Source organism: Delftia sp. RIT313, assembly GCF_000632165.1.
GTDB lineage: Bacteria > Pseudomonadota > Gammaproteobacteria > Burkholderiales > Burkholderiaceae_C > Comamonas > Comamonas acidovorans.
On the sequence record NZ_JFYT01000049.1, the window covers coordinates 22,634 to 40,981 of the forward strand.

The 18,348-nt window shown below is 65.2% G+C and carries 20 protein-coding genes; 13 read left to right on the forward strand and 7 right to left on the reverse strand.

Annotated features, from left to right (window positions below; translation table 11 throughout):
* The first annotated feature begins 7 nt into the window (after positions 1–7).
* Complete coding sequence (gene fliE, locus BW39_RS14575) at positions 8–325, forward strand: flagellar hook-basal body complex protein FliE (RefSeq protein ID WP_013800367.1); 318 nt, start codon at positions 8–10, stop codon at positions 323–325.
* Positions 326–788: 463 nt separating this feature from the next.
* Here fliE and BW39_RS14580 read toward each other — a convergent pair whose 3' ends face one another.
* The 3 genes from BW39_RS14580 to flgA form a co-directional block, all read right to left on the reverse strand.
* Positions 789–1,160 (reverse strand): hypothetical protein, encoded by a 372-nt coding sequence (locus BW39_RS14580; RefSeq protein WP_012202568.1) that lies wholly within the window; start codon positions 1,158–1,160, stop codon positions 789–791.
* A gap of 76 nt (positions 1,161–1,236) precedes the next feature.
* A complete protein-coding gene (gene flgM / locus BW39_RS14585) occupies positions 1,237–1,557 on the reverse strand; it encodes a flagellar biosynthesis anti-sigma factor FlgM (protein WP_043822566.1) in 321 nt (106 codons plus the stop codon).
* A gap of 78 nt (positions 1,558–1,635) precedes the next feature.
* Positions 1,636–2,400 (reverse strand): flagellar basal body P-ring formation chaperone FlgA, encoded by a 765-nt coding sequence (gene flgA / locus BW39_RS14590; RefSeq protein WP_043822568.1) that lies wholly within the window; start codon positions 2,398–2,400, stop codon positions 1,636–1,638.
* A 234-nt stretch (positions 2,401–2,634) separates the two neighbouring features.
* On the opposite strand from flgA, the gene flgB reads away from it, so the two are divergent.
* The 12 genes from flgB to BW39_RS14650 all read left to right on the forward strand — a co-directional run bounded on the left by flgB (position 2,635) and on the right by BW39_RS14650 (position 14,630).
* Positions 2,635–3,048, forward strand: a complete 414-nt coding sequence (gene flgB, locus BW39_RS14595) for a flagellar basal body rod protein FlgB (protein WP_013800365.1) — start codon at positions 2,635–2,637, stop codon at positions 3,046–3,048.
* Positions 3,049–3,078: 30 nt separating this feature from the next.
* On the forward strand, positions 3,079–3,483 hold the full coding sequence (gene flgC, locus BW39_RS14600) for a flagellar basal body rod protein FlgC (protein WP_012202564.1): 405 nt from the start codon (positions 3,079–3,081) through the stop codon (positions 3,481–3,483).
* Positions 3,484–3,517: 34 nt separating this feature from the next.
* A complete protein-coding gene (locus tag BW39_RS14605; RefSeq protein WP_012202563.1) occupies positions 3,518–4,180 on the forward strand; it encodes a flagellar hook assembly protein FlgD in 663 nt (220 codons plus the stop codon).
* Positions 4,181–4,220: 40 nt separating this feature from the next.
* Positions 4,221–5,495 carry a flagellar hook protein FlgE gene (gene flgE, locus BW39_RS14610; RefSeq protein ID WP_043822570.1) on the forward strand — a complete coding sequence of 425 codons (1,275 nt, stop codon included), beginning with the start codon at positions 4,221–4,223 and terminating at the stop codon, positions 5,493–5,495.
* Between the two features lie 29 nt (positions 5,496–5,524).
* Positions 5,525–6,265 (forward strand): flagellar basal body rod protein FlgF, encoded by a 741-nt coding sequence (locus BW39_RS14615; RefSeq protein WP_013800363.1) that lies wholly within the window; start codon positions 5,525–5,527, stop codon positions 6,263–6,265.
* A 22-nt stretch (positions 6,266–6,287) separates the two neighbouring features.
* Positions 6,288–7,070 (forward strand): flagellar basal-body rod protein FlgG, encoded by a 783-nt coding sequence (gene flgG / locus BW39_RS14620; RefSeq protein ID WP_013800362.1) that lies wholly within the window; start codon positions 6,288–6,290, stop codon positions 7,068–7,070.
* 175 nt (positions 7,071–7,245) lie between these two features.
* The gene (locus BW39_RS14625) at positions 7,246–7,953 is read left to right on the forward strand and encodes a flagellar basal body L-ring protein FlgH (RefSeq protein WP_013800361.1); all 708 of its coding nucleotides are present in this window, start codon (positions 7,246–7,248) and stop codon (positions 7,951–7,953) included.
* A gap of 20 nt (positions 7,954–7,973) precedes the next feature.
* Positions 7,974–9,122, forward strand: coding sequence for a flagellar basal body P-ring protein FlgI (locus BW39_RS14630; RefSeq protein ID WP_012202558.1), 1,149 nt, complete (start codon positions 7,974–7,976; stop codon positions 9,120–9,122).
* Positions 9,119–10,081, forward strand: a complete 963-nt coding sequence (flgJ, locus tag BW39_RS14635) for a flagellar assembly peptidoglycan hydrolase FlgJ (RefSeq protein ID WP_034398047.1) — start codon at positions 9,119–9,121, stop codon at positions 10,079–10,081. The genes BW39_RS14630 and flgJ overlap by 4 nt, the downstream gene beginning before the upstream one ends.
* 14 nt (positions 10,082–10,095) lie before the next feature.
* Positions 10,096–12,060 carry a flagellar hook-associated protein FlgK gene (flgK, locus tag BW39_RS14640; RefSeq protein ID WP_043822573.1) on the forward strand — a complete coding sequence of 655 codons (1,965 nt, stop codon included), beginning with the start codon at positions 10,096–10,098 and terminating at the stop codon, positions 12,058–12,060.
* A 23-nt stretch (positions 12,061–12,083) separates the two neighbouring features.
* The gene (gene flgL, locus BW39_RS14645) at positions 12,084–13,316 is read left to right on the forward strand and encodes a flagellar hook-associated protein FlgL (RefSeq protein WP_034398045.1); all 1,233 of its coding nucleotides are present in this window, start codon (positions 12,084–12,086) and stop codon (positions 13,314–13,316) included.
* 21 nt (positions 13,317–13,337) lie between these two features.
* A complete protein-coding gene (locus BW39_RS14650; protein ID WP_034398042.1) occupies positions 13,338–14,630 on the forward strand; it encodes an HDOD domain-containing protein in 1,293 nt (430 codons plus the stop codon).
* Positions 14,631–14,775: 145 nt separating this feature from the next.
* Here the strand turns inward: BW39_RS14650 and BW39_RS14655 are convergent, their stop codons facing one another.
* The 4 genes from BW39_RS14655 to BW39_RS14670 all read right to left on the reverse strand — a co-directional run bounded on the left by BW39_RS14655 (position 14,776) and on the right by BW39_RS14670 (position 18,066).
* Positions 14,776–15,075: a flagellar protein FliT gene (locus BW39_RS14655; protein WP_012202553.1), complete on the reverse strand. Its 300-nt coding sequence runs from the start codon at positions 15,073–15,075 to the stop codon at positions 14,776–14,778.
* 2 nt (positions 15,076–15,077) lie between these two features.
* Positions 15,078–15,491: a flagellar export chaperone FliS gene (fliS, locus tag BW39_RS14660; RefSeq protein ID WP_034399135.1), complete on the reverse strand. Its 414-nt coding sequence runs from the start codon at positions 15,489–15,491 to the stop codon at positions 15,078–15,080.
* A gap of 100 nt (positions 15,492–15,591) precedes the next feature.
* Positions 15,592–17,007, reverse strand: coding sequence for a flagellar filament capping protein FliD (gene fliD, locus BW39_RS14665; protein WP_034399134.1), 1,416 nt, complete (start codon positions 17,005–17,007; stop codon positions 15,592–15,594).
* Positions 17,008–17,187: 180 nt separating this feature from the next.
* Positions 17,188–18,066: a flagellin domain-containing protein gene (locus tag BW39_RS14670; protein ID WP_034399132.1), complete on the reverse strand. Its 879-nt coding sequence runs from the start codon at positions 18,064–18,066 to the stop codon at positions 17,188–17,190.
* Positions 18,067–18,348: the final 282 nt, after the last annotated feature.

The following is an 18,348-nucleotide window of genomic DNA, read 5'->3' on the forward strand; positions in this document are numbered from 1 at the left end:
ATGTGTCATGGACCTTCGCATCCCCAGTACCACCTCTCCCCTGTACGGCACCCAGCTCCCCAAAGGCGTGGGCGCAGGCGACGCATCGACCAAAGTGGCGGCTGGCGGCTTCAGCCAGGCCCTCCAAGGCGCGCTGCAGTCCGTCAGTTCAGCCCAGAACAACTCCAGCCAGCTGCAGCGTGAGGTGCAGTTGGAGAACCCGGCCGTCAGCCTCGAAGAAACCATGATCGCCATGCAAAAGGCGCAGATCGGCTTCCAGGCCACGATGCAGGTGCGCAACCGGCTCGTGCAGGCCTATACCGACGTGATGAACATGCAGGTGTGAGGACGTCCGGCCCCGGCCGGACCCTCTTTGCCTCCTCAGAACGCAGACCGCAAACCGCAGACCGAACGGGATTTGCGCGCGCCATTGCGCTTGCATTGCGCTTGCATTGCCATTGCCATTGCCATTGCACGGCAGCGTCATTTCCGCGCATTTCGGATCTTGCCGTCTTCAGGGTCCTTGCTTCGTTTTCCCCGGATCTGGCCTCTGGCCGTCCCTCATTCCTGGCCGCCCTTCCTGCGCACGGCCATCCAGCATTCCCCCTCCTCCACTTCATTGACCGAGCGCAGCCTCATCCCGCGCATGGATGGGTACGCCCGAGCTCCAGCCGTGCCTGCGCCCGCTGCGCAGATTCATTCAACCGAATCCCAGCCCGGAAAAGACAAAACCCTCGGGCACGGATGCCGGAGGGTTGGGCAGCGGAAAGAAAGAGGAGAGAGAAGAGAGAGAAAAAAGGGACGCGGCTTCAGCTGGCCGAGTGGTAGATGCGCGCCTTGCCCGGTCCGGCATGGGGGTGTCCATACAGGTCGCGTCCATACGTGGCCTGGTCCGAAGTCTGGGGAATCAGCGCCGCCGCCTGGCTCTGGGCCACCACGGCCATGCGTGCCAGCTGGTCGCGCTGCATGGCCATCTGCTCGCCCAGCGCCTGGGCGCGTTCGCGCAGCTCCTGCGTCCAGTCGGCCGCGCTGAAGCGCCGGGCCAGTTCGGAGAACGCCGCCATGGCATCGCGCAGCCGGGTGCTGGACTGCTCCAGCGCGACCGCATCCTTCGATTGCAGCGAGGCGGACACCATCCGGACCACCGCGTCCAGGGAATCGAGCATCTCGCTGAGAGTCATGGGACAGGCCTTGCTGAAAAAAGAAAGCGCGTGCTCGCGCCGGAAGGAAAAAACCGAGAAAGAACCGAACCCGCGCTCAGATGCGCGAGTGCGAGAGGAATTCTTCGGAGTTGGCCAGCAGCTTGTCGGCCACGGCGTCGGCGTTCACGCGGAAGGTGCCGTTGGCAATGGCTTCGCGGATTTCCTTGACGCGGTTGGCATCGAAATCGGCCGTGGCGCGACCAGATTGGTCCAGTGCGCGGGCCGAGGTCGAGAACGACACGGGAACACCGGCCGCCTTGGCAGGCTGGGCCTGGGCGGAGGATTCCTCGGCGGCAATGGTGCTGGCTGTCTTGGGCTGCTTGGCGGCGGCCTGGGAGGCAGCGGCGGGCAGTTCCGGTTTTTGACCTATCTTCATCTTGATTCTCCAATCGCCCTGGCGGCGTGAGGCGCTGTGCCTAGCTTTCGACTGCCTGGAACAAAACTTGAGGTTTTTTTACTGGACCAGCACCACGCCCTCGGGATTCACCACCCCGGAGATGAGCCGGCCATTATCCATGCGAACCCGCACGGTCTGGCCTTCGCCGGCGGCCGACATGGCCTTGCCCGACGATGTGACGGAAAAACCACCACCGTTGACCAGAACGCGCACTTCGGCACCCACCGCGAACAGCGCCGGCGTGCGCAGCATGTTCTGGCGCAGCGCCTGGCCTGCGGCCAGCGGGCGGGAAGCCACCAGGCCCACCCAGTCCTGCTGGTTGGCGTAGACGGCGGCCGATTCCTCGGCCCAGTCCACTTCGGCCTGGACGGCATCGTCGGCCGACAGCGGGCGGCCCGAAGGCACACCGTTTTGCAGCACCCAGGCCGGCCCCCAGGCCTTGACCGTGATGGGCAGGAACACATTCCAGGCCACGGCGCCCTGCAGGCAGCGCAGACCCAGGCGGGTACGGCCCCACAGGCGCGAGCCTGCGGGCAAATAGGGTTCGACCTTGGCGCAGGCGGCCAGGCGCAGGCGGGGATCGAGCTGGCCCATCTGCACTTCCATGCGCAGGGGCAAGGCGCCCGCGCCGGCCATGCCTTGCTGCAGGGCCTCGTCGGCAAAGCGCTGGCCGATCTGGCTGAGCTGGGCTGCACCGTCAGGAGCGTTTTGCGCGAAGGCAGGGCCTGCCAGCGACGCTCCAGCGGCAAGCGCAGCGCATGCGACGGCGCGAGCGAGGGCTCGGACGGCGGATGGCGAATGGGCGGTGCTGAAGTTCGGCATGGCTGTGGCTCCTGACTTGCTCCGGCCTCCCGTCAGGATGGGTGGGACACCTGGAGCGATGCCAGCAAATATAGGGCGAGCGCTCTTTTCCGAAGCGCCGAACTGCGCAGGCAAACGCGCTTTCTTCGCGCTTTAGCGTTCGGGCCCGATTTCCATAATCGACGCATGCCGCAGTCCGTGGGCTGCCGCCATTTCGTCAACCGATCACCGCAAATCCCAGAGGGCGAGGCCGACATGCTCGACAAGATGACTGAACGACTGGACTTCCAGAGCAAGGCGCTGGTGCTGCGCGCCGAGCGCCAGCGTGCAATCGCCAGCAACATCGCCAATGCCGACACCCCGGGCTATGTGGCGCGAGACTTCAATTTCCGCGAGGCGCTGACGGCCGTTACCTCCGGCCCCTCGCCCATGACGCTGGCCAGCGTCAGCCAGGGCGGACACATTCCGCTGCCTGCCGCCGCCTCGGGGCAGAGCGCGCAAAGCCATCTCGGCTACTCGGTGCAGGCCCAGACCAACATGGACAACAACACCGTGGACCTGGACCGCGAACGCGCCAACTTCGTCGACAACGCCGTGCGCTACGAAGCCACGCTGCGCTTTCTGAACGGCCAGGCCAAGACCATGCTGTCAGCCATCCAGGGCCAGTAAGCCGGCGCCACAGATCACAGGAGCTTTCCCATGTCCATGTTCTCCATCTTCAGCATCTCCGGCAGTGCCGTCAGCGCCCAATCGCAGCGCCTGAACGTCGTGGCCTCGAATCTGGCCAACGTCGATGCCGTGGCCGGCCCCGACGGCAAGGCCTACCAGGCGCGCCAGGTGGTCTTCCAGACCGTGGCCATGGGCGAGGAAGGCTCCTCTGGCGTGCGCGTCAGCGCCATCAGCCAGGACAACACGCCCGGCCGCCGCATCCACGACCCCCAGCACCCGCTGGCCGATGCCGAAGGCTATGTGACGCACTCCAACGTCAGCGCCGTGGACGAGATGGTCAACATGATCTCGGCCTCGCGCTCCTACCAGAACAACGTCGAGGTCATGAACACGACCAAGTCGCTGCTGCTCAAAACCCTGCAGATGGGCCAGTGAGCCCCGTCCGCACCACTTTCCAGGAGCCACTCCCATGATCTATGGCGCAGGCAGCGTCGCCAGCACGGCCGACATCAACAACAAATCCGCCACGAGCAATTCGACCACCGACCCCGCGGCGGCGCAGGACCGTTTCCTGAAGCTGCTGGTCGCGCAGTTGAACAACCAGGATCCCATGAATCCCATGGACAACGCGCAGATGACCTCGCAGATGGCGCAGATCAACACCGTCACCGGCATCCAGCAGTTGAACAAGACCATGGAAAGCATGGCCGGCCAGTTCACCGCCATGCAGGTGCTGCAGGGCACGCAGATGATCGGCCGCACCGTGCTGACCGAAGGCAACACCCTGGGCGTGGGCAAGGAAAAGTCCTATACGGCTGCCTTCGACCTCGAAGGCCCGGCCGCCGACGTGAAGGTGCAGATCACCACCGCCAGCGGCGAGCTGGTGGACACCGTCGAGCTGGGCAGCGGCACCGCTGGCCGCAACTACTTCACCTGGGACGGCAGCAAGTACACGGGCGACGCCAGCCAGCTGCGCTACACGGTGCAGGCCACGAATGCCGACACGGTCGTGGCCTCGACCACGCTGTCGCCCCATGCGGTGCTCGCCACAGGCACCACCGACGGCAAGCTGACGCTGGAGCTGGACGACGGCACCAACGTCGCCTACGCCTCCGTCAAGGCCGTGTACTGACCCCCGCACCATCCACCCAAATACATCGCAGGAGCACACCATGGGATTCCAACAAGGCCTCTCGGGTCTGAACGCCGCCAGCAAGAACCTGGACGTGATCGGCCACAACATCGCCAACGCCAACACCACGGGCTTCAAGTCCTCGCGCGCCGAGTTCGCCGAGGCCGTGGCCAGCGCCGTGGGTTCGGCCAGCGGCCAGAACAGCGGCATCGGCGTCAATGTGGCCGCCGTGACCCAGCAGTTCCGCCAGGGCCCGATCACCACCACGGGCAACAACCTGGACGTGGCCATCAACGGCAACGGCTTCTTCGTCGTGCGCCAGCCCGACGGCAGCACGGCCTATACGCGCGCCGGCAACTTCGGCCTGGACAAGCAGGGCAACCTCAAGACCGTGCAGGGCGACAACGTCATGGGCTACCCCGTGGACGCCACCACGGGCAAGGTGCTGGCCGGCGGCCAGCCCGTGCCCATGGTCTTTCCTTCGGGCCAGCCGATCGCTGCCAAGACCACGACCAAGATCGACGTGTCGCTGAACCTCGATGCGCGCGCCACGCCCGCAGCCGGCAACTCCACTGCCACGCCGCCCGTGCCCGCCACGCCGCGCGCCACCTATGGCACCTCGATCAACGTCTATGACAGCCAGGGCGTGCCCACGCCGGTGCAGATGTACTTCGAGAAGGACACGGCCGCCAACACCTGGAAGGTCTATGACGGCCTGGACGATCCGACGGCATCGCCCCCGAAGGTCGCCAAGCTGCTGACTACTCTGGTCTTCGACGCCTCCGGCAAGATCACCAGCGGCAGCCCCGTGGCTGGCGTGCAGATCAACAGCAGCAACCCCAACGCGCCCACGCCCGGCACCATCAACGGCACTGCGGGCGTGACGCTGGACTTCTCCAACGTCTCGCAGTTCGGCTCCAAGTTCGCGGTCAGCAGCCTCAAGCAGGACGGCTACACCGCAGGCGCGCTCACCGGCATCAATGTCGGCAACGATGGCTCCATCGTGGCCACCTACTCCAACGGCGTGACGCGCACCGAGGGCCAGCTGGCCCTGGCCGCCTTCACCAACACCCAGGGCCTGGGCGCCGTGGGCGACAACAAGTGGGTGGAGACCTCGGATTCGGGCCCGGCGCTGAACGGCACGGCCGAGTCGGGCACCTTCGGCTCGCTGCGCTCGGGCGCGCTGGAAGACTCCAACGTGGACCTGACCGCCGAGCTGGTGAACATGATGACCGCGCAGCGCGCCTACCAGGCCAATGCCCAGACCATCAAGACCCAGGACCAGGTCTTCTCGACCCTGGTGAACCTGCGCTGATAGCCAAGAACTGAGTCAGGAGAGCCGGCATGGACCGCATCATCTACACCTCCATGACGGGCGCCAACGCAGCGGCGCAGCGTCAGTCCGTGCTGGCCCACAACCTGGCCAATGCCGGCACCAACGGCTTCCGGGCCGAAATGTCCACCTTCCGCTCCGTGCCCCTGCAGGGCAGCGGCGCGGGCACGCGCGTGTTCGCGCTGGAGGCGACCTCCGGCTACGTGGACACGCCCGGACCCACCCAGCGTACGGGCCGCGCACTGGACGCCATGGCCATGGGCCGCGCCTGGTTCGCCGTCCAGGGCCTGGATGGCCAGGAGGCCTACACACGCAACGGCGTGTTCGAAGTCTCCCCCGAGGGCCAGCTGGTCAACAGCAATGGCCAGGCCGTGCTGTCCGACGGCGGCGGCCCCATCGACATTCCCCCCGAGTCCACGATCACGCTGGGCTCGGACGGCACGCTGACCGCCAAGACCGGCAACCAGCTGCCCGTGGCCGTGGGCCGCGTCAAGCTGGCCACGCCGCCCGAGGACGCCGCGCTGGTGCGCGGCAATGACGGCCTGTTCCGCACGGGCGACGGCGATCCGCTGCCCAACGACGAGAACGCACGCCTGCTGTCCGGCGCCATCGAAGGCTCGAACGTGAACTCGGTGGAGACCATGGTCGGCATGATTGCCGCCGCCCGCCAGTTCGAGACCCAGATGCGCCTGCTGCAGACGGCAGAAACCAATGACAAGACGGCCAGCCAACTCTTGAGCATGAACGGCTGAAAGCACTGAAAAGGAAAACGCCATGATCAATTCACTGTTCATCTCCAAGACCGGCATGGAAGCCCAGCAGACCCAGCTGGACGTGATTTCCCATAACCTGGCCAACGTCTCGACCACGGGCTACAAGCGCGCCAGCGCGGTGTTCGAGGATCTGATCTACCAGAACCTGCGCCAGTCCGGCTCGCAGACGACCGAGCAGAACCAGTTGCCCACGGGCCTGCACCTGGGCCTGGGTGTGCGCACGGTGGCCACCTCGCGCAATTTCCTGCAGGGCGCCCTGCAGCAGTCCAACAATGCGCTGGACGTGGCCATCGACGGCAACGGCTTCTTCCAGGTCAACATGCCCGACGGCACCACGGCCTATACCCGTGACGGCTCCTTCCAGGTCGATGCGCAGGGCCAGCTGGTGACGGCCAGCGGCATGCCCATCGCCAACGGCGTGACCATTCCCCAGGGCGCGACCAAGGTGTCGATCAGCCCCGAGGGCGTGGTCAGCGTGACCATGGCCGGACAGGCCGCGCCCCAGCAGGTGGGCAATATCGCCATGAGCCAGTTCATCAATCCGGCCGGCCTGGAGCCGCGTGGCCAGAACCTGTTCACCGAGACCGCTTCCTCGGGCCAGCCCCAGCAGGGCCAGCCCGGAGTCAACGGCATGGGCATGATCAAGCAGGGCTACCTGGAAGGCTCGAACGTGAACGTGGTGCAGGAGCTGGTGACCATGATCCAGACCCAGCGCGCCTATGAAATGAATTCCAAGGCCATCACGACTTCGGACCAGATGCTGGCCAAGCTGGCGCAGCTGTAATCGATCTCTCCCCCTGAGCGGCTTCGCCGCTTCCCCCTCTCTCGCTGCGCGGGAGGGGGACGACACCCTCGGTGCGGGGCGGCCCTTCCTCGGTGTCCCTGGGCTGGGACATGCCAGTTCTCGAGGGAGGGGTCTGCATGCGCAGCCATGAACCATTGAACCCGGGAACATCGCCATGACCCAACGAACTTTCTCCCTTTCCGCGACGGGCACGTGCCTGGCGCTGGCGGCAGTCCTGTCGGGCTGCACGACGCTCAATGACCCGCCGCCGGTGGACATGCCGTCCACTGCGCCTCCGGTGCTGATGCCGGCCGCGCCCGTGGCGGGCAGCCCTACGGGCAGCCTGTTCAATGCCGCCAGCTACCGTCCCGGTTTCGAGAACCGGCGCGCGCGCCTGGTGGGGGACATGGTGACGGTGCAGATCGTGGAGCGCGTGACGGCCAGCCAGAAGTCGGATTCGGGCCTCAAGCGGTCCAACAAGACCACGGCGGGGATTTCTGCGCTGCCGCTGTTCTCGGGCAATGCGCTGGCCAATCTCAAGGACCGCTCGAACATCGGCTTCAACAACAACAACGACTACACGGGCTCGGGCTCGACGTCGAGCGACAACACGTTCACGGGCGCCATCAGCACGACGGTGGTCGATGTGCTGCCCAACGGCCATCTGGTGATCGCCGGAGAAAAGCAGATCGGCGTGAACCACAACGTGGATGTGCTGCGCTTCACGGGCACGGTGGACCCGCGCACGATGCAGCCCGGCAGCCTGGTCGCATCGACCCAGGTGGCCAATGTGCGCGTGGAATCGCGCAGCCGCGGACAGGCCGGGGAAGCGCAGTCAATTGGCTGGTTGTCCCGGTTCTTTTTGAACGTTATGCCGTTCTGATTCTCCGGAGAATGGACAGCATGAAAGTACTGTCCATGCTCCTGACATTGCGCCAAGCGCAGCGCCCCTTCTGGGTTGCAGCCGCCCTCGGCGCCAGCATGCTGACCCTGCCGGCGCATGCAACACGCATCAAAGAGGTCGCTGCCATCCAGGGCGTGCGCAGCAACCAGTTGACCGGCTACGGTCTGGTGGTCGGCCTCGACGGCACGGGCGACCAGACCACCCAGATGCCCTACACCAAGCAGGCCCTGGCCAATTACCTGGAGCAGATGGGCATCTCGCTGCCCGCCACAGGCAATTCGGGCCAGCTGCAGCTCAAGAACGTGGCGGCCGTGATCGTCACCGCCGAACTGCCGGCCTTTGCCCAGCCGGGCCAGGCCATCGACGTGGTGGTCTCCTCCGTGGGCAATGCCAAGTCGCTCAAGGGCGGCACCTTGGTGGCCACGCCGCTGCGTGGCGCCGATGGCGAGATCTATGCGCTGGCCCAGGGCAACCTCGTGGTCGGCGGCGCCGGCGCCTCGGCCGGCGGCTCCAAGGTGCAGATCAACCACCTGAGCGCCGGCCGCGTGCCGCAGGGCGCCCAGGTCGAGCGCGCCGTACCCACCCCGATCAACGAAGGCGACAGCATCACGCTGGGCCTGAACGCCACCGATTTCCAGACCGCCGACAAGGTGGTGCGCGCCATCAACCAGCGCATGGGCCAGGGCGTGGCACAGGCGCTGGACGGGCGCACCGTGCGCGTGTCCGCGCCCCAGGACCCGGGATCGCGCGTGCGCATGATCGCCGAGATCCAGGAGATGCCGATCGAGACCTCCAAGCCCTCGGCCAAGGTCGTGATCAATGCACGCACGGGCTCCATCGTGCTCAACCAGGCCGTGACCCTGGGCCCCTGCGCCATCGCGCATGGCAACCTGGCCATCACCATCAGCACCACGCCGGTGATCAGCCAGCCCGGCGCCTTCTCGCAGGGCCAGACCGTGGTGGCCCAGAAGTCCGACATCCAGATCAAGCAGGAGCCCGGCAACATCATCAACATGCCCGGCTCCCCGCAACTGACCGACGTGGTGCGCGCACTCAACACGCTGGGCGCCACGCCCCAGGACCTGCTGGCCATCCTGCAGGCCATCAAGGCAGCAGGCGCCCTCAACGCCGAACTGGAGGTGATATGAGCATCGCACTTCCCAACGGATCGCAGACTGCGGCCAGCAATGCGCTGGCGGCCGACGCCCGGTCCCTCAACGCACTCAAATTCGCGGCCGGCGAGAACAGTCCGCAGGCCGCGAAGGAAACCGCCAAGCAGCTGGAATCGCTGTTCATGCGCGAGATGATCAAGAGCATGCGCGAGGCCACCATGAAGTCCGGCCTGCTCGACAGCGCACAGGGCAATCTGAGCACCGACATGCTGGACCAGCAGCTGTCGGTGGCCATGTCGGGCCAGCCCGGCGGCCTGTCGGATGCCATCACGCGCCAGCTGGCCCGCACCATGGGCTCGGAAGCCGCCGAGGATGCCGAGATCTCCGTGCCCTCCACACTGAGCATGAGCCGCATCGCCTGGCGCAGCACGGCCGGCAGCGCCAATGGCACCACAGCTGCCTGGAGCGGCAGCCGCAGCAGCGCGGCCCAGTCCGTCAACGCCTACGCGCCCGCGCCCAAGGGCCGTGACAACTTCGTCGCCCACCATGGCGACGCCGCTGCACGCGTGGCGCAGGAAAGCGGCATTCCGGCCGCCTTCATGCTGGGCCAGGCCGGACACGAGACCGGCTGGGGAAAGAGCGAAATCAAGAATGCCAATGGCAGCAATGCCCACAACCTGTTCGGCATCAAGGCCGGCAAGGGCTGGACGGGCAAGGTCGCCGAGGTCACTACCACCGAATACATCGACGGCGTGGCGCGCAAGGTCACGGCCAAGTTCCGTGCCTACGACTCCTACGAGGAGTCCTTCCGCGACTACGCGCGCCTGATCACCAGCAATCCGCGCTACGAGAAAGCCATGGGAAAGACCGACTCGGCCCTGGCCTATGCGACCGAGCTGCAGAAAGCCGGCTACGCCACCGATCCCGAATACGCCAGCAAGCTCAGCCGCGCCATCCAGAGCGCCGTGCAGAGCGCGGCACGTGCCCAAGCCTAACCAGAGAACACGTCATGAGCCTTTTGAACGTCGGGTCCCGCGCCCTGATGGCGAACCAGATCGCCCTGCAGACCACAGGCCACAACATCGCCAACGTCAACACGGCCGGATATTCGCGCCAGAGCGTGGCCTTCCAGACCTCGCCGGGCCAGAACATGGGCAGCGGCTACATCGGCAATGGCGTGGATGTGAACACCATCCTGCGCAACTTCAATGACCTGCTCAACCGCCAGGCAGCCACGGCCAGCGCCGTGTCGGCGGCCGACTCGGCACGTGCCACCTCGCTGGCGCAGATGCAGGAAGTGTTCGGCGGCGGCAAGACCGGCCTGGGCGCGGCGATCACGGACATGATGAATTCGTTCGGCGACGTGGCCGGTGCGCCCACCGACCCGTCGGCGCGCCAGGTGGTGCTCACGCGCATGAACGAGCTGGCGGCGCGCTTTCGCTCGGCATCGGCCCAGCTGGACGAGCTGGACTACAGCGCCAAGCAGCAGATGGGCAACGATGTGACCGTGGTCAACAGCCTGGCAGGCCAGGTAGCCACGCTCAATGCGCAGATCAGCCGCTCCATCGCCTCGGGCCAGACGCCCAACGACCTGCTGGACCAGCGCGACCAGCTGGTGCGCAACATCAACAAATACGTGCAGACCAGCCAGATCCCTGCGGACGACGGCAGCATCAGCCTGTTCGTGGGCGGCAGCCAGCCGCTGGTGCTGGGACCCAATTCCGCCCAGCTCACGCTCAAGGAAGCCACCGAGTTCCCGGGCAGCGGCAAGATGGCCCTGTACTTCCAGCAGCCCGGCGGCCAGAACGTGGAACTGACGCCCTCCATGCTGGGTGGCGGCGAGATCGCCGGCCTGCTGCAGTTCCAGGGCAGCGACCTGACCGAGGGCCGCAACCTGCTGGGCCGCATGGCCCTGGCCATTGGCGACTCGCTGAACGAGCAAAACAACCTGGGCCTGACGCTGTCGGGACAAAGCGGCAGCAATCTGTTCAAGCTGTCCATGGTCAGCAACGGCTCGACCACGGGCGCGCAGTGGACAGGCGCCACCACGCCGACGACCACGGTGGTCGACTCCAGCCAGCTCAAGGCATCCGACTACCAGATCGTCTTCGGCAGCACGGCCCCAGCTGGCAAGGTCATCCGCCTGTCGGACGGCAAGGTCACGGACTTCACCAACATGGCCGACCTGAGCTCCAAGGAGATCGACGGCCTGCGCTTCGACCTCAAGGCCGAAGGCGTGTCGGGCAACACCGTGCTGTTCCGCCCCATGGCGGCGGGCGCCCACGACATCCAGGCCGCCGTGCACTCGCCCAACGACCTGGCCGTGGCCAACCCCGTGGCGGCCAGCATCAAATCGCTGGGCGATGCAACCCTGCAAATGGGCGGCATCCAGGTCAGTGCCGGCTTCAATCTGGCAGGCTTTGCCGGCGCCGAGGTGTCGTTCAGCAAGAACGCCACCGGGCAGCTGGAATACACCATCACCCCGGCACCCGCAGGCGGCATTCCCGCCACCGGTCCCTACACCTCCGGCCAGCCGATCCAGCTGGCACCGGGCCTGCAGGTCAAGATCACCGGCACGCCCGCCATCAACGGAACCACCAGCGACAAGGTCACGCTGGGCAAGGCCACCGACCCGCAATACGGCACCGCCTATCAGCGCGATGCGGGCAATGCCAGCTCCTTCCTGGCGCTGCGCGACAGCAAGCTCTTCGATGGCTCGACCACGCTGAGCGACGGTTTTTCCACCGCCATGGCCCAGGTCGGAACGCGCACGCAGAGCGCGCAGTACGCGGCCAAGCTGTCCGAGACCATTGCCAAGAACCTGGAGGCGGACCGCACGGCCGTCTCGGGCGTGAACCTCGACGAAGAGGCCGCCAAGCTGCTGCAGTACCAGCAGTCCTACCAGGCCTCGGCCAAGATGCTGCAGGTCGCGCAAAGCATTTTCGACAGCGTTCTGCAGACCGTAGGCCGCTGATCACAGGACAGGAGCATTCCACCATGAGCATCTCCCGCATTGGCACGGCCAACATGTACGAAAGCACCATCAACAACCTGAACTCGCGCAACACGAGTCTGGTGGACCTGATGGAAAAGACCACCTCCGGCAAGCGCGTGGTGCGCGCCAGCGACGACCCCGTGGCCGCCGCACAGGCCGAACGCGCACTCACGCGCATCTCCCGCTCCGAAAACGACCAGCGCGTGCTGGGCCTGCAGCGCGATGTGATCGCCCAGGGCGAATCCAAGCTGGGTACGGCCCAGGACGCACTCAAGGACTTCCGCGACAAGATCCTGGCGGCAGGCAACGGCTCCTATGACCAAAAGGCCCGTGATGCGCTGGTGCAGGAACTCCAAAGCCTGCGCGACCAGGTCCTGAGCTACGCCAATGCCAAGGACTCCAATGGCATGCCTCTCTTCCGGGGACTGGGCAGCAAGGAAGACCCCCTGACCAGCGCCACGCCTGGCGCGAGCTCCCAGCTGCAGGCAGGCCAGAGCACAGGCGGCGAGAACGGGCTGCCGATCGCGCTGGACGGGTTCTCGACTTGGATGAACGTGCCTACGGGCAACGGCGTGTTTTCCGTCTCGCGCCAGTCGGTGGCCGGCAGTTCCGCCTACGCGAGCCTGGGTACCGTAACGGATCCCAGTCAACTGACCAGTGACACCTACACCATTGCCTTCGTCAAGGACCCGGTCACCAACGCCGTCACCTATAGCATCGACGCCTTCAACCCCCTGCCCGCCCCCGGGGGCACCACAACCAACAAGGTTCCCGCAGGTACGGCCTTCCCCGCCGACGGCAAACTCACCGTGGACGGCATGTCCGTCGGCATTTCGGGCAACCCGGCCACCGGCGACACCTTCAAGCTGGCGCCCAGCCAGCGCACCGACCTGTTCAGTGTGCTCGACGGCGTGATTTCCGCAGTCAAGAACGGCGGCACGGACCCTGGCGGCCTGCAGCAAGGGCTGGCACGCGGCCTCAATGAACTCGACGCCGGCATGAGCCGCGTCCAGGCCATGCGCAGCTTCGCCGGCGACCAGCTCAACCGCGCCGACCGCCTTGAAGACGACATGAAGAACCAGGCGGACCAGCAGGAAGCGGCGCGTTCGCGGGCCGAAGACATCGATATGATCAAGGCCCTCTCCGATGTGGACATGCAGAAGGTGGGCATGCAGGCTGCCTTGCAGTCCTATGCCTCGATCCAGAAACTGTCACTGTTCAACTTCATCAACTGATAGCCACCCGCGCATGCATCCATGGTCCAGTCCGTCCTGAGCTCTCTGACCCTCGGCTATAGGCCGCTCTGGAACCAGGCCCGCCGTCTGGCGGGCGTGCAGCTTTATCTTCACGAGGAACCCGGCGTCCAGGCCGACGTGGCCCACCTGCTGCGCATACTGCGCGAGACCTGGGGCACGCAGTCGCCGCCGGTGCTGCTGTCCCCCCAATCCCGCCAGGTACTGTGCGACCTGCTGGAGAATGCCTCCAAGGGCAGCCCTTGGATCGAAGTGCGCGGCGACTGGCTGCAGGACTCCGCCATCTACGACCTGGTGCGCCAGGCCCATGCGCGCGGCCTCATGCTGGTGTGGCGCGGGCCACTGTCCGATGTGCCCGACGCCCAGGCCGCCCACTGGTTTGCCAGCAGCCTGCTGCACCTGCCGCCCGAAGGCGCTTCGGGCATGCAAAACCAGACAGCGCTTGCGCTGCAACAGGCCGCGCAGGCAGCCCAGGCACCGACCAAGCTCCAGGCCCTGAAGCAGGCCGCCAGGCCCGCACCCACCCTGCCGCCCCTGCAACTGCTGGGCGGCCAGATGTACGAGGGGCTGGACAGCCTGGCCCTGACCGATCTGTGCCTGGACAGCTTCCATGCGGGCGCCATCGCCGGCTGGCCCGTGGCCGATACGCTGCATGCCCAGCGCCATCACGCCGCCCTGCCCAGCCGCGACACCGTGCTCGCACTGATGCGCGCCGTCGATGCCGAGCAATCGATCGAGGCCTTCGAGCAGATCCTGGGCGAGGACCCCATCCTGGCCTATCGCTTCATGCTCTACACCAACTCCGCAGCCCTGGGCCTGCGAGGCAATGTGGACTCGCTGCGCCGCGGCCTGGTGATGCTGGGATACGGCACGCTGCAGCGCTGGCTGTCCGACCAGTTGCCCCACGCCTGCACCGAGCCCAGCCTGGTGCCCGTGCGCACCGCCATCCGGCTGCGCGCCAGCCTGACCGAGCGACTGATCGAGGCCGGCATCAGCCACGACCTGCAGCGCGAGGTCTATCTGCTGGGCCTGCTCTCGCAGCTGGACCAGCTGCTGGGCGAGCCCCTGCCCACCGCGCTGCGCCGCATTCCCGTGTCCGAGCGCGTCTTCGACGCCGCAGTGACGCGCACCGGCCCCTACGCGCCGGCCCTGCTCATGGCCATTGCGCTGGAGTCCGACGATCCCGCACCGATTCGCCAGCTGCGCGAAGAACACGCCTTCGAGATCGAGGACGTGAACCGCATCCTGCTGCGCATGCTCAGCGAACTGCAGGTGCAGCCCGCGCCTGCGGCCTGATCAGTCCACAGCGGCCGGGTGGGAAGCCTCAGCCGCCGCTGGCATCCACAGATTCCGCCCATAAAAAAACCGCCTGAACATCAGGCGGTTTTTTTATGTGTCCGGCAGGAAGGCTGCGGATGCTGCTCCTGCCGATCTGCCCTGCTCAATGCATGGCGTGGGGCTGGCCGTCGAACATGTGCTCGAACTGTGCCAGCCAGGGCTCGGCCAGCGTGCGGATCTGGGCATCGTTGCGCAGGATGCGCTGCATGATGCGGGCCTTCTCCTTGCGCTGATCGGGCGCCAGCGGCTCGTCATGCGACTTGAGCCGCAGCTGCTCGATCAGCACGGCACAAGTGCCCTCGTAGCGCGTCACCCCCTCCCAATCCTTGTTCTGTGCGGCCTGCAGCATCTTGGCGCTGCTGTCTTCTATGGCACGGTAAAAGTCAATCAATGTCAGCTCCATTTCTAGGTCCCGGCAACGGCTGGCGTGTTGGCGATGTCGCGCCAACCATGGGCAATCGGAGCCAGCACATCCTGCGCGCTTTGCAGCAGCGCCGCGTCGTTGCGCAGATTGGCCAGCGTCAGCTGGGTAATGCTGTAGTCGTAGACGGAAATCAGGTTCTGGGCCAGTTCGCCACCTTCATCGGGATTGACGGAGGCCTTCAGGCCTTCTTCCAGAATGCGAACGGCCTTGCCGATCTGCACTCCCTTCTCACCGATGTCGCCACGCTGCAGGGCTCCCTTGGCCGCGTTCAGCGATTTTTCAAGCGCGTCGAACAGCAGCTGGATCAGCTGGTGGGGCGATGCGCCGTCCACGGAGGACTGGACGCCGACCTGGGCGTAGGCACTTGCAGCACGGCGGTTGAGCGATGTGTACATGTTCGTTTCCTTGATGTCTTGTTCTTCGGCTGCAATGCTCAAAAATGTAGAGGCATCGAGCATTGGTTACAGAAAACACGTCCGCCGCTCCGCCCTGCCATCATTTATTCCACTGTGCCACTTGCTGGTTCATGTAAGCGCTCAGCGAGGAATAGCTGCCCATCTTGGCATCCAGGGACGCATACTGCGCACGCAGGCGCTTTTCAAGCAAATCGGCCTGGTCATTGACCCGGTCCTGGGACTTGCCGTTGTCCTTCTTGAGCGCCTGCAGACTCTTGTTCTTGTTGTCGAAGGTTCCTTCGAACTCCAGGGCCTTCTTCGTGAAGTCCTTCATGCGCGCAGCAAGGCCTTGCGTATTGGGCTGCCCATCGGTGCCAGCCGAGGCGAACATCTTGCTCATGGACTCAGGGTCCTTCAGAGCTGCCTCGAACTTGGTCTTGTCACTGGCCGTCGTCCCGAAGGCCAGCTTTCCGCCCTTCTGGATCTGTATGCCCATGTCCGACAGGCGCTTGAGCGTGTCGGATCCGCCCACGACCGAGCCCGAGAGCACGCTGCGCAGGCTGTTGGTCATGCCCACCGTGGTGGCATCTCCCTGCAGCACGCCAGCCACCTTGCTCTCGGCGTCGTATTTGGTGGAGCTGCCCAGCGCATCGTTGAGCGCGTTGTAGGCATCCATGAAGGCCTGGATCTTCTTCTTCATGCCCTCAGTGTCCGAAGACACCGTCACCGTGACGGGCGCTGTGGTCTGCTGGGTCACCGTGATATTGAGTCCAGGCAGGGTCTGCTTGAATTCGTTGGTTGTCGATTGCACCGTGATGCCGTTGACATTGATCTCGGCGTTCTGGGCGTACTGCGCCACGGAACCCGTGGTGGCCTTGCCATTGAAGGCCAGGGCCGACAGGCTGGCATCTCCACTGGAGCCGACCGTGAAGCCCGCATCCGCACCTGTGCTGCGCGAGCGCAGCACAAGGCGTTCGCCCTGGGCGTCCTTGAGCACCGAAGCCACCACGCCAGCGCCCTTGCTGTTGATGGCCTGGACCACGTCCTCCAGCTTGGCGCCCGCCGCGATATCGATATCCAGGGGCGTTCCAGGATTGCTGAATTGGGTTCCGTCCGCGTTCCAGGAACCCATGGTGATGGTGAGCTTGCCCGCGCCGAACTGCGTGGCCGCAGGCATGATGCCGGTGGCCACCGATTGGCTGCGCGCCAGCTTGTCCACCGAGATCACCGAAGACCCCGGCAGTGCATTGGCGTCCGTCACCGAAACCGCCACGGCCGTATTGGTCGTGGCAGCATTGGTCAAACGCCACGTATCGGCATTGGCCAGCGAAGTGGCCGCGTCCTGAAGCGTGGACATCAGGGACTTGATCTGCCCGAACGTGGATATCTTGGAATCCAGGACAGACGCTTTTTGCTGAAGCGGAACCAGTGACTGCTTTTGCAGGGCCACCAGTTTGGCGATCATCGTCTCGTCCAGGCCGCTGCCGCTGATGCCAGCTGAACTCAAGGTGGCCATGACCATCCCTTTCTAAGTGCAGAACACCTCCGCGCCACAGCGCAGAACGCGTCCTTGCGAACACGCACACCAAATGCCCGAGGGCATTCCCCGGTATCTTATCGACCGGTTTTTCTGGAACCTGAGGCTTTTCTTGGCCGCGCGCCGCGCAGCCAGGCTCAAAGCCCCGCGGGCTCCCTCTTACTGGATCAGCTTGAGCACCGACTGGGGCAACTGGTTGGCCTGGGCCACCATGGCTGTGCCGGCCTGCTGCAGGATCTGCGTGCGGCTCAGGTTCGCGGTTTCAGCGGCAAAGTCGGCGTCCATGATGCGCGAGCGTGCCGCCGATGTATTTTCTGCCGCCACCTGCAGGTTCGAGATCACAGCCTCAAAGCGGTTCTGGGCAGCACCAAAAGTGGCGCGTGTATTGTTGATTTCGTCCAATGCCGTATCGATCGCGGCCATCGACAGGCGTGCGTCACCCGCAGTGCCGGTACCCGAACCGAGCAAGGAGCCCAGGGACCCGCCCAACGAAGGAGGCGTCGTTCCTGCATTGACTCCCAAACCACCCGGAGTGGAGCCTGTCAAATCCACTGCGGAAATCGTGATCTGATTGTCAGGTCCGGTGTTGGCGCCCACCTGGAAGACTGTAGGACTAGAGCTATTCAGCAGGGGACGACCGTTGAAGCTTGTGCTTCCAACGATACGTGCAATTTCCTGCGCCAGCTGCTGAAACTCTTTGTCCAGCGAGCCCCGATCGGTGGAGCCGTTGGTGTCGTTGGCAGCTTGAACAGCGAGTTCGCGCATGCGTTGCAGACTATCGCCGATCTTGCCCAGCGCGCCTTCGGCCGTCTGCGCCATGGAAATGCCGTCGTTGGCATTGCGCATGGCCACATTCATGCCTCGCACCTGAGCGTTCATGCGCTCGGCGATGGCCAGACCCGCCGCGTCGTCCTTTGCACTGTTGACACGCAGACCCGAAGACAGGCGCTGCATGGTCGTGCTCAGCGACGACTGGGACGTGCTGAGATTGCGCTGGGCGTTAAGCGAAACAAGATTGGTGTTGATGATGGATGCCATGGGCAGCTCCTCGTTAGGCATGAACAATAGCCAACCGTTCGACGACCCCAAGCCGCCAGAACGCCAGACAGCACGCCAGAACTTCCAGCCCTGCCTATCTGATGTGGACGATTGTGCGGAAAAGCCCCCTCACCAAAGCGCCGATAAAGCCCATGATCTGGCGCCAATTCACCCTTCGTACACCCTCTTGGCCAACCTTTTCGCCCATAAAAAAACCCCAGGCAGATGCCTGGGGCTTGGAGAATTCCGGCCGCCTCCTGCTTGGGAAGGCCACCGGACTCG

Excerpts from the sequence above, each read along its gene's own strand:
- fliE (WP_013800367.1), top strand. The coding sequence starts at position 8 with ATGGACCTTCGCATCCCCAGTACCACCTCTCCCCTGTACGGCACCCAG.
- BW39_RS14580 (WP_012202568.1), bottom strand. The coding sequence starts at position 1,160 with ATGACTCTCAGCGAGATGCTCGATTCCCTGGACGCGGTGGTCCGGATG.
- flgM (WP_043822566.1), bottom strand. The coding sequence starts at position 1,557 with ATGAAGATAGGTCAAAAACCGGAACTGCCCGCCGCTGCCTCCCAGGCC.
- flgA (WP_043822568.1), bottom strand. The coding sequence starts at position 2,400 with ATGCCGAACTTCAGCACCGCCCATTCGCCATCCGCCGTCCGAGCCCTC.
- flgB (WP_013800365.1), top strand. The coding sequence starts at position 2,635 with ATGCTCGACAAGATGACTGAACGACTGGACTTCCAGAGCAAGGCGCTG.
- flgC (WP_012202564.1), top strand. The coding sequence starts at position 3,079 with ATGTCCATGTTCTCCATCTTCAGCATCTCCGGCAGTGCCGTCAGCGCC.
- BW39_RS14605 (WP_012202563.1), top strand. The coding sequence starts at position 3,518 with ATGATCTATGGCGCAGGCAGCGTCGCCAGCACGGCCGACATCAACAAC.
- flgE (WP_043822570.1), top strand. The coding sequence starts at position 4,221 with ATGGGATTCCAACAAGGCCTCTCGGGTCTGAACGCCGCCAGCAAGAAC.
- BW39_RS14615 (WP_013800363.1), top strand. The coding sequence starts at position 5,525 with ATGGACCGCATCATCTACACCTCCATGACGGGCGCCAACGCAGCGGCG.
- flgG (WP_013800362.1), top strand. The coding sequence starts at position 6,288 with ATGATCAATTCACTGTTCATCTCCAAGACCGGCATGGAAGCCCAGCAG.
- BW39_RS14625 (WP_013800361.1), top strand. The coding sequence starts at position 7,246 with ATGACCCAACGAACTTTCTCCCTTTCCGCGACGGGCACGTGCCTGGCG.
- BW39_RS14630 (WP_012202558.1), top strand. The coding sequence starts at position 7,974 with ATGAAAGTACTGTCCATGCTCCTGACATTGCGCCAAGCGCAGCGCCCC.
- flgJ (WP_034398047.1), top strand. The coding sequence starts at position 9,119 with ATGAGCATCGCACTTCCCAACGGATCGCAGACTGCGGCCAGCAATGCG.
- flgK (WP_043822573.1), top strand. The coding sequence starts at position 10,096 with ATGAGCCTTTTGAACGTCGGGTCCCGCGCCCTGATGGCGAACCAGATC.
- flgL (WP_034398045.1), top strand. The coding sequence starts at position 12,084 with ATGAGCATCTCCCGCATTGGCACGGCCAACATGTACGAAAGCACCATC.
- BW39_RS14650 (WP_034398042.1), top strand. The coding sequence starts at position 13,338 with ATGGTCCAGTCCGTCCTGAGCTCTCTGACCCTCGGCTATAGGCCGCTC.
- BW39_RS14655 (WP_012202553.1), bottom strand. The coding sequence starts at position 15,075 with ATGGAGCTGACATTGATTGACTTTTACCGTGCCATAGAAGACAGCAGC.
- fliS (WP_034399135.1), bottom strand. The coding sequence starts at position 15,491 with ATGTACACATCGCTCAACCGCCGTGCTGCAAGTGCCTACGCCCAGGTC.
- fliD (WP_034399134.1), bottom strand. The coding sequence starts at position 17,007 with ATGGCCACCTTGAGTTCAGCTGGCATCAGCGGCAGCGGCCTGGACGAG.
- BW39_RS14670 (WP_034399132.1), bottom strand. The coding sequence starts at position 18,066 with ATGGCATCCATCATCAACACCAATCTTGTTTCGCTTAACGCCCAGCGC.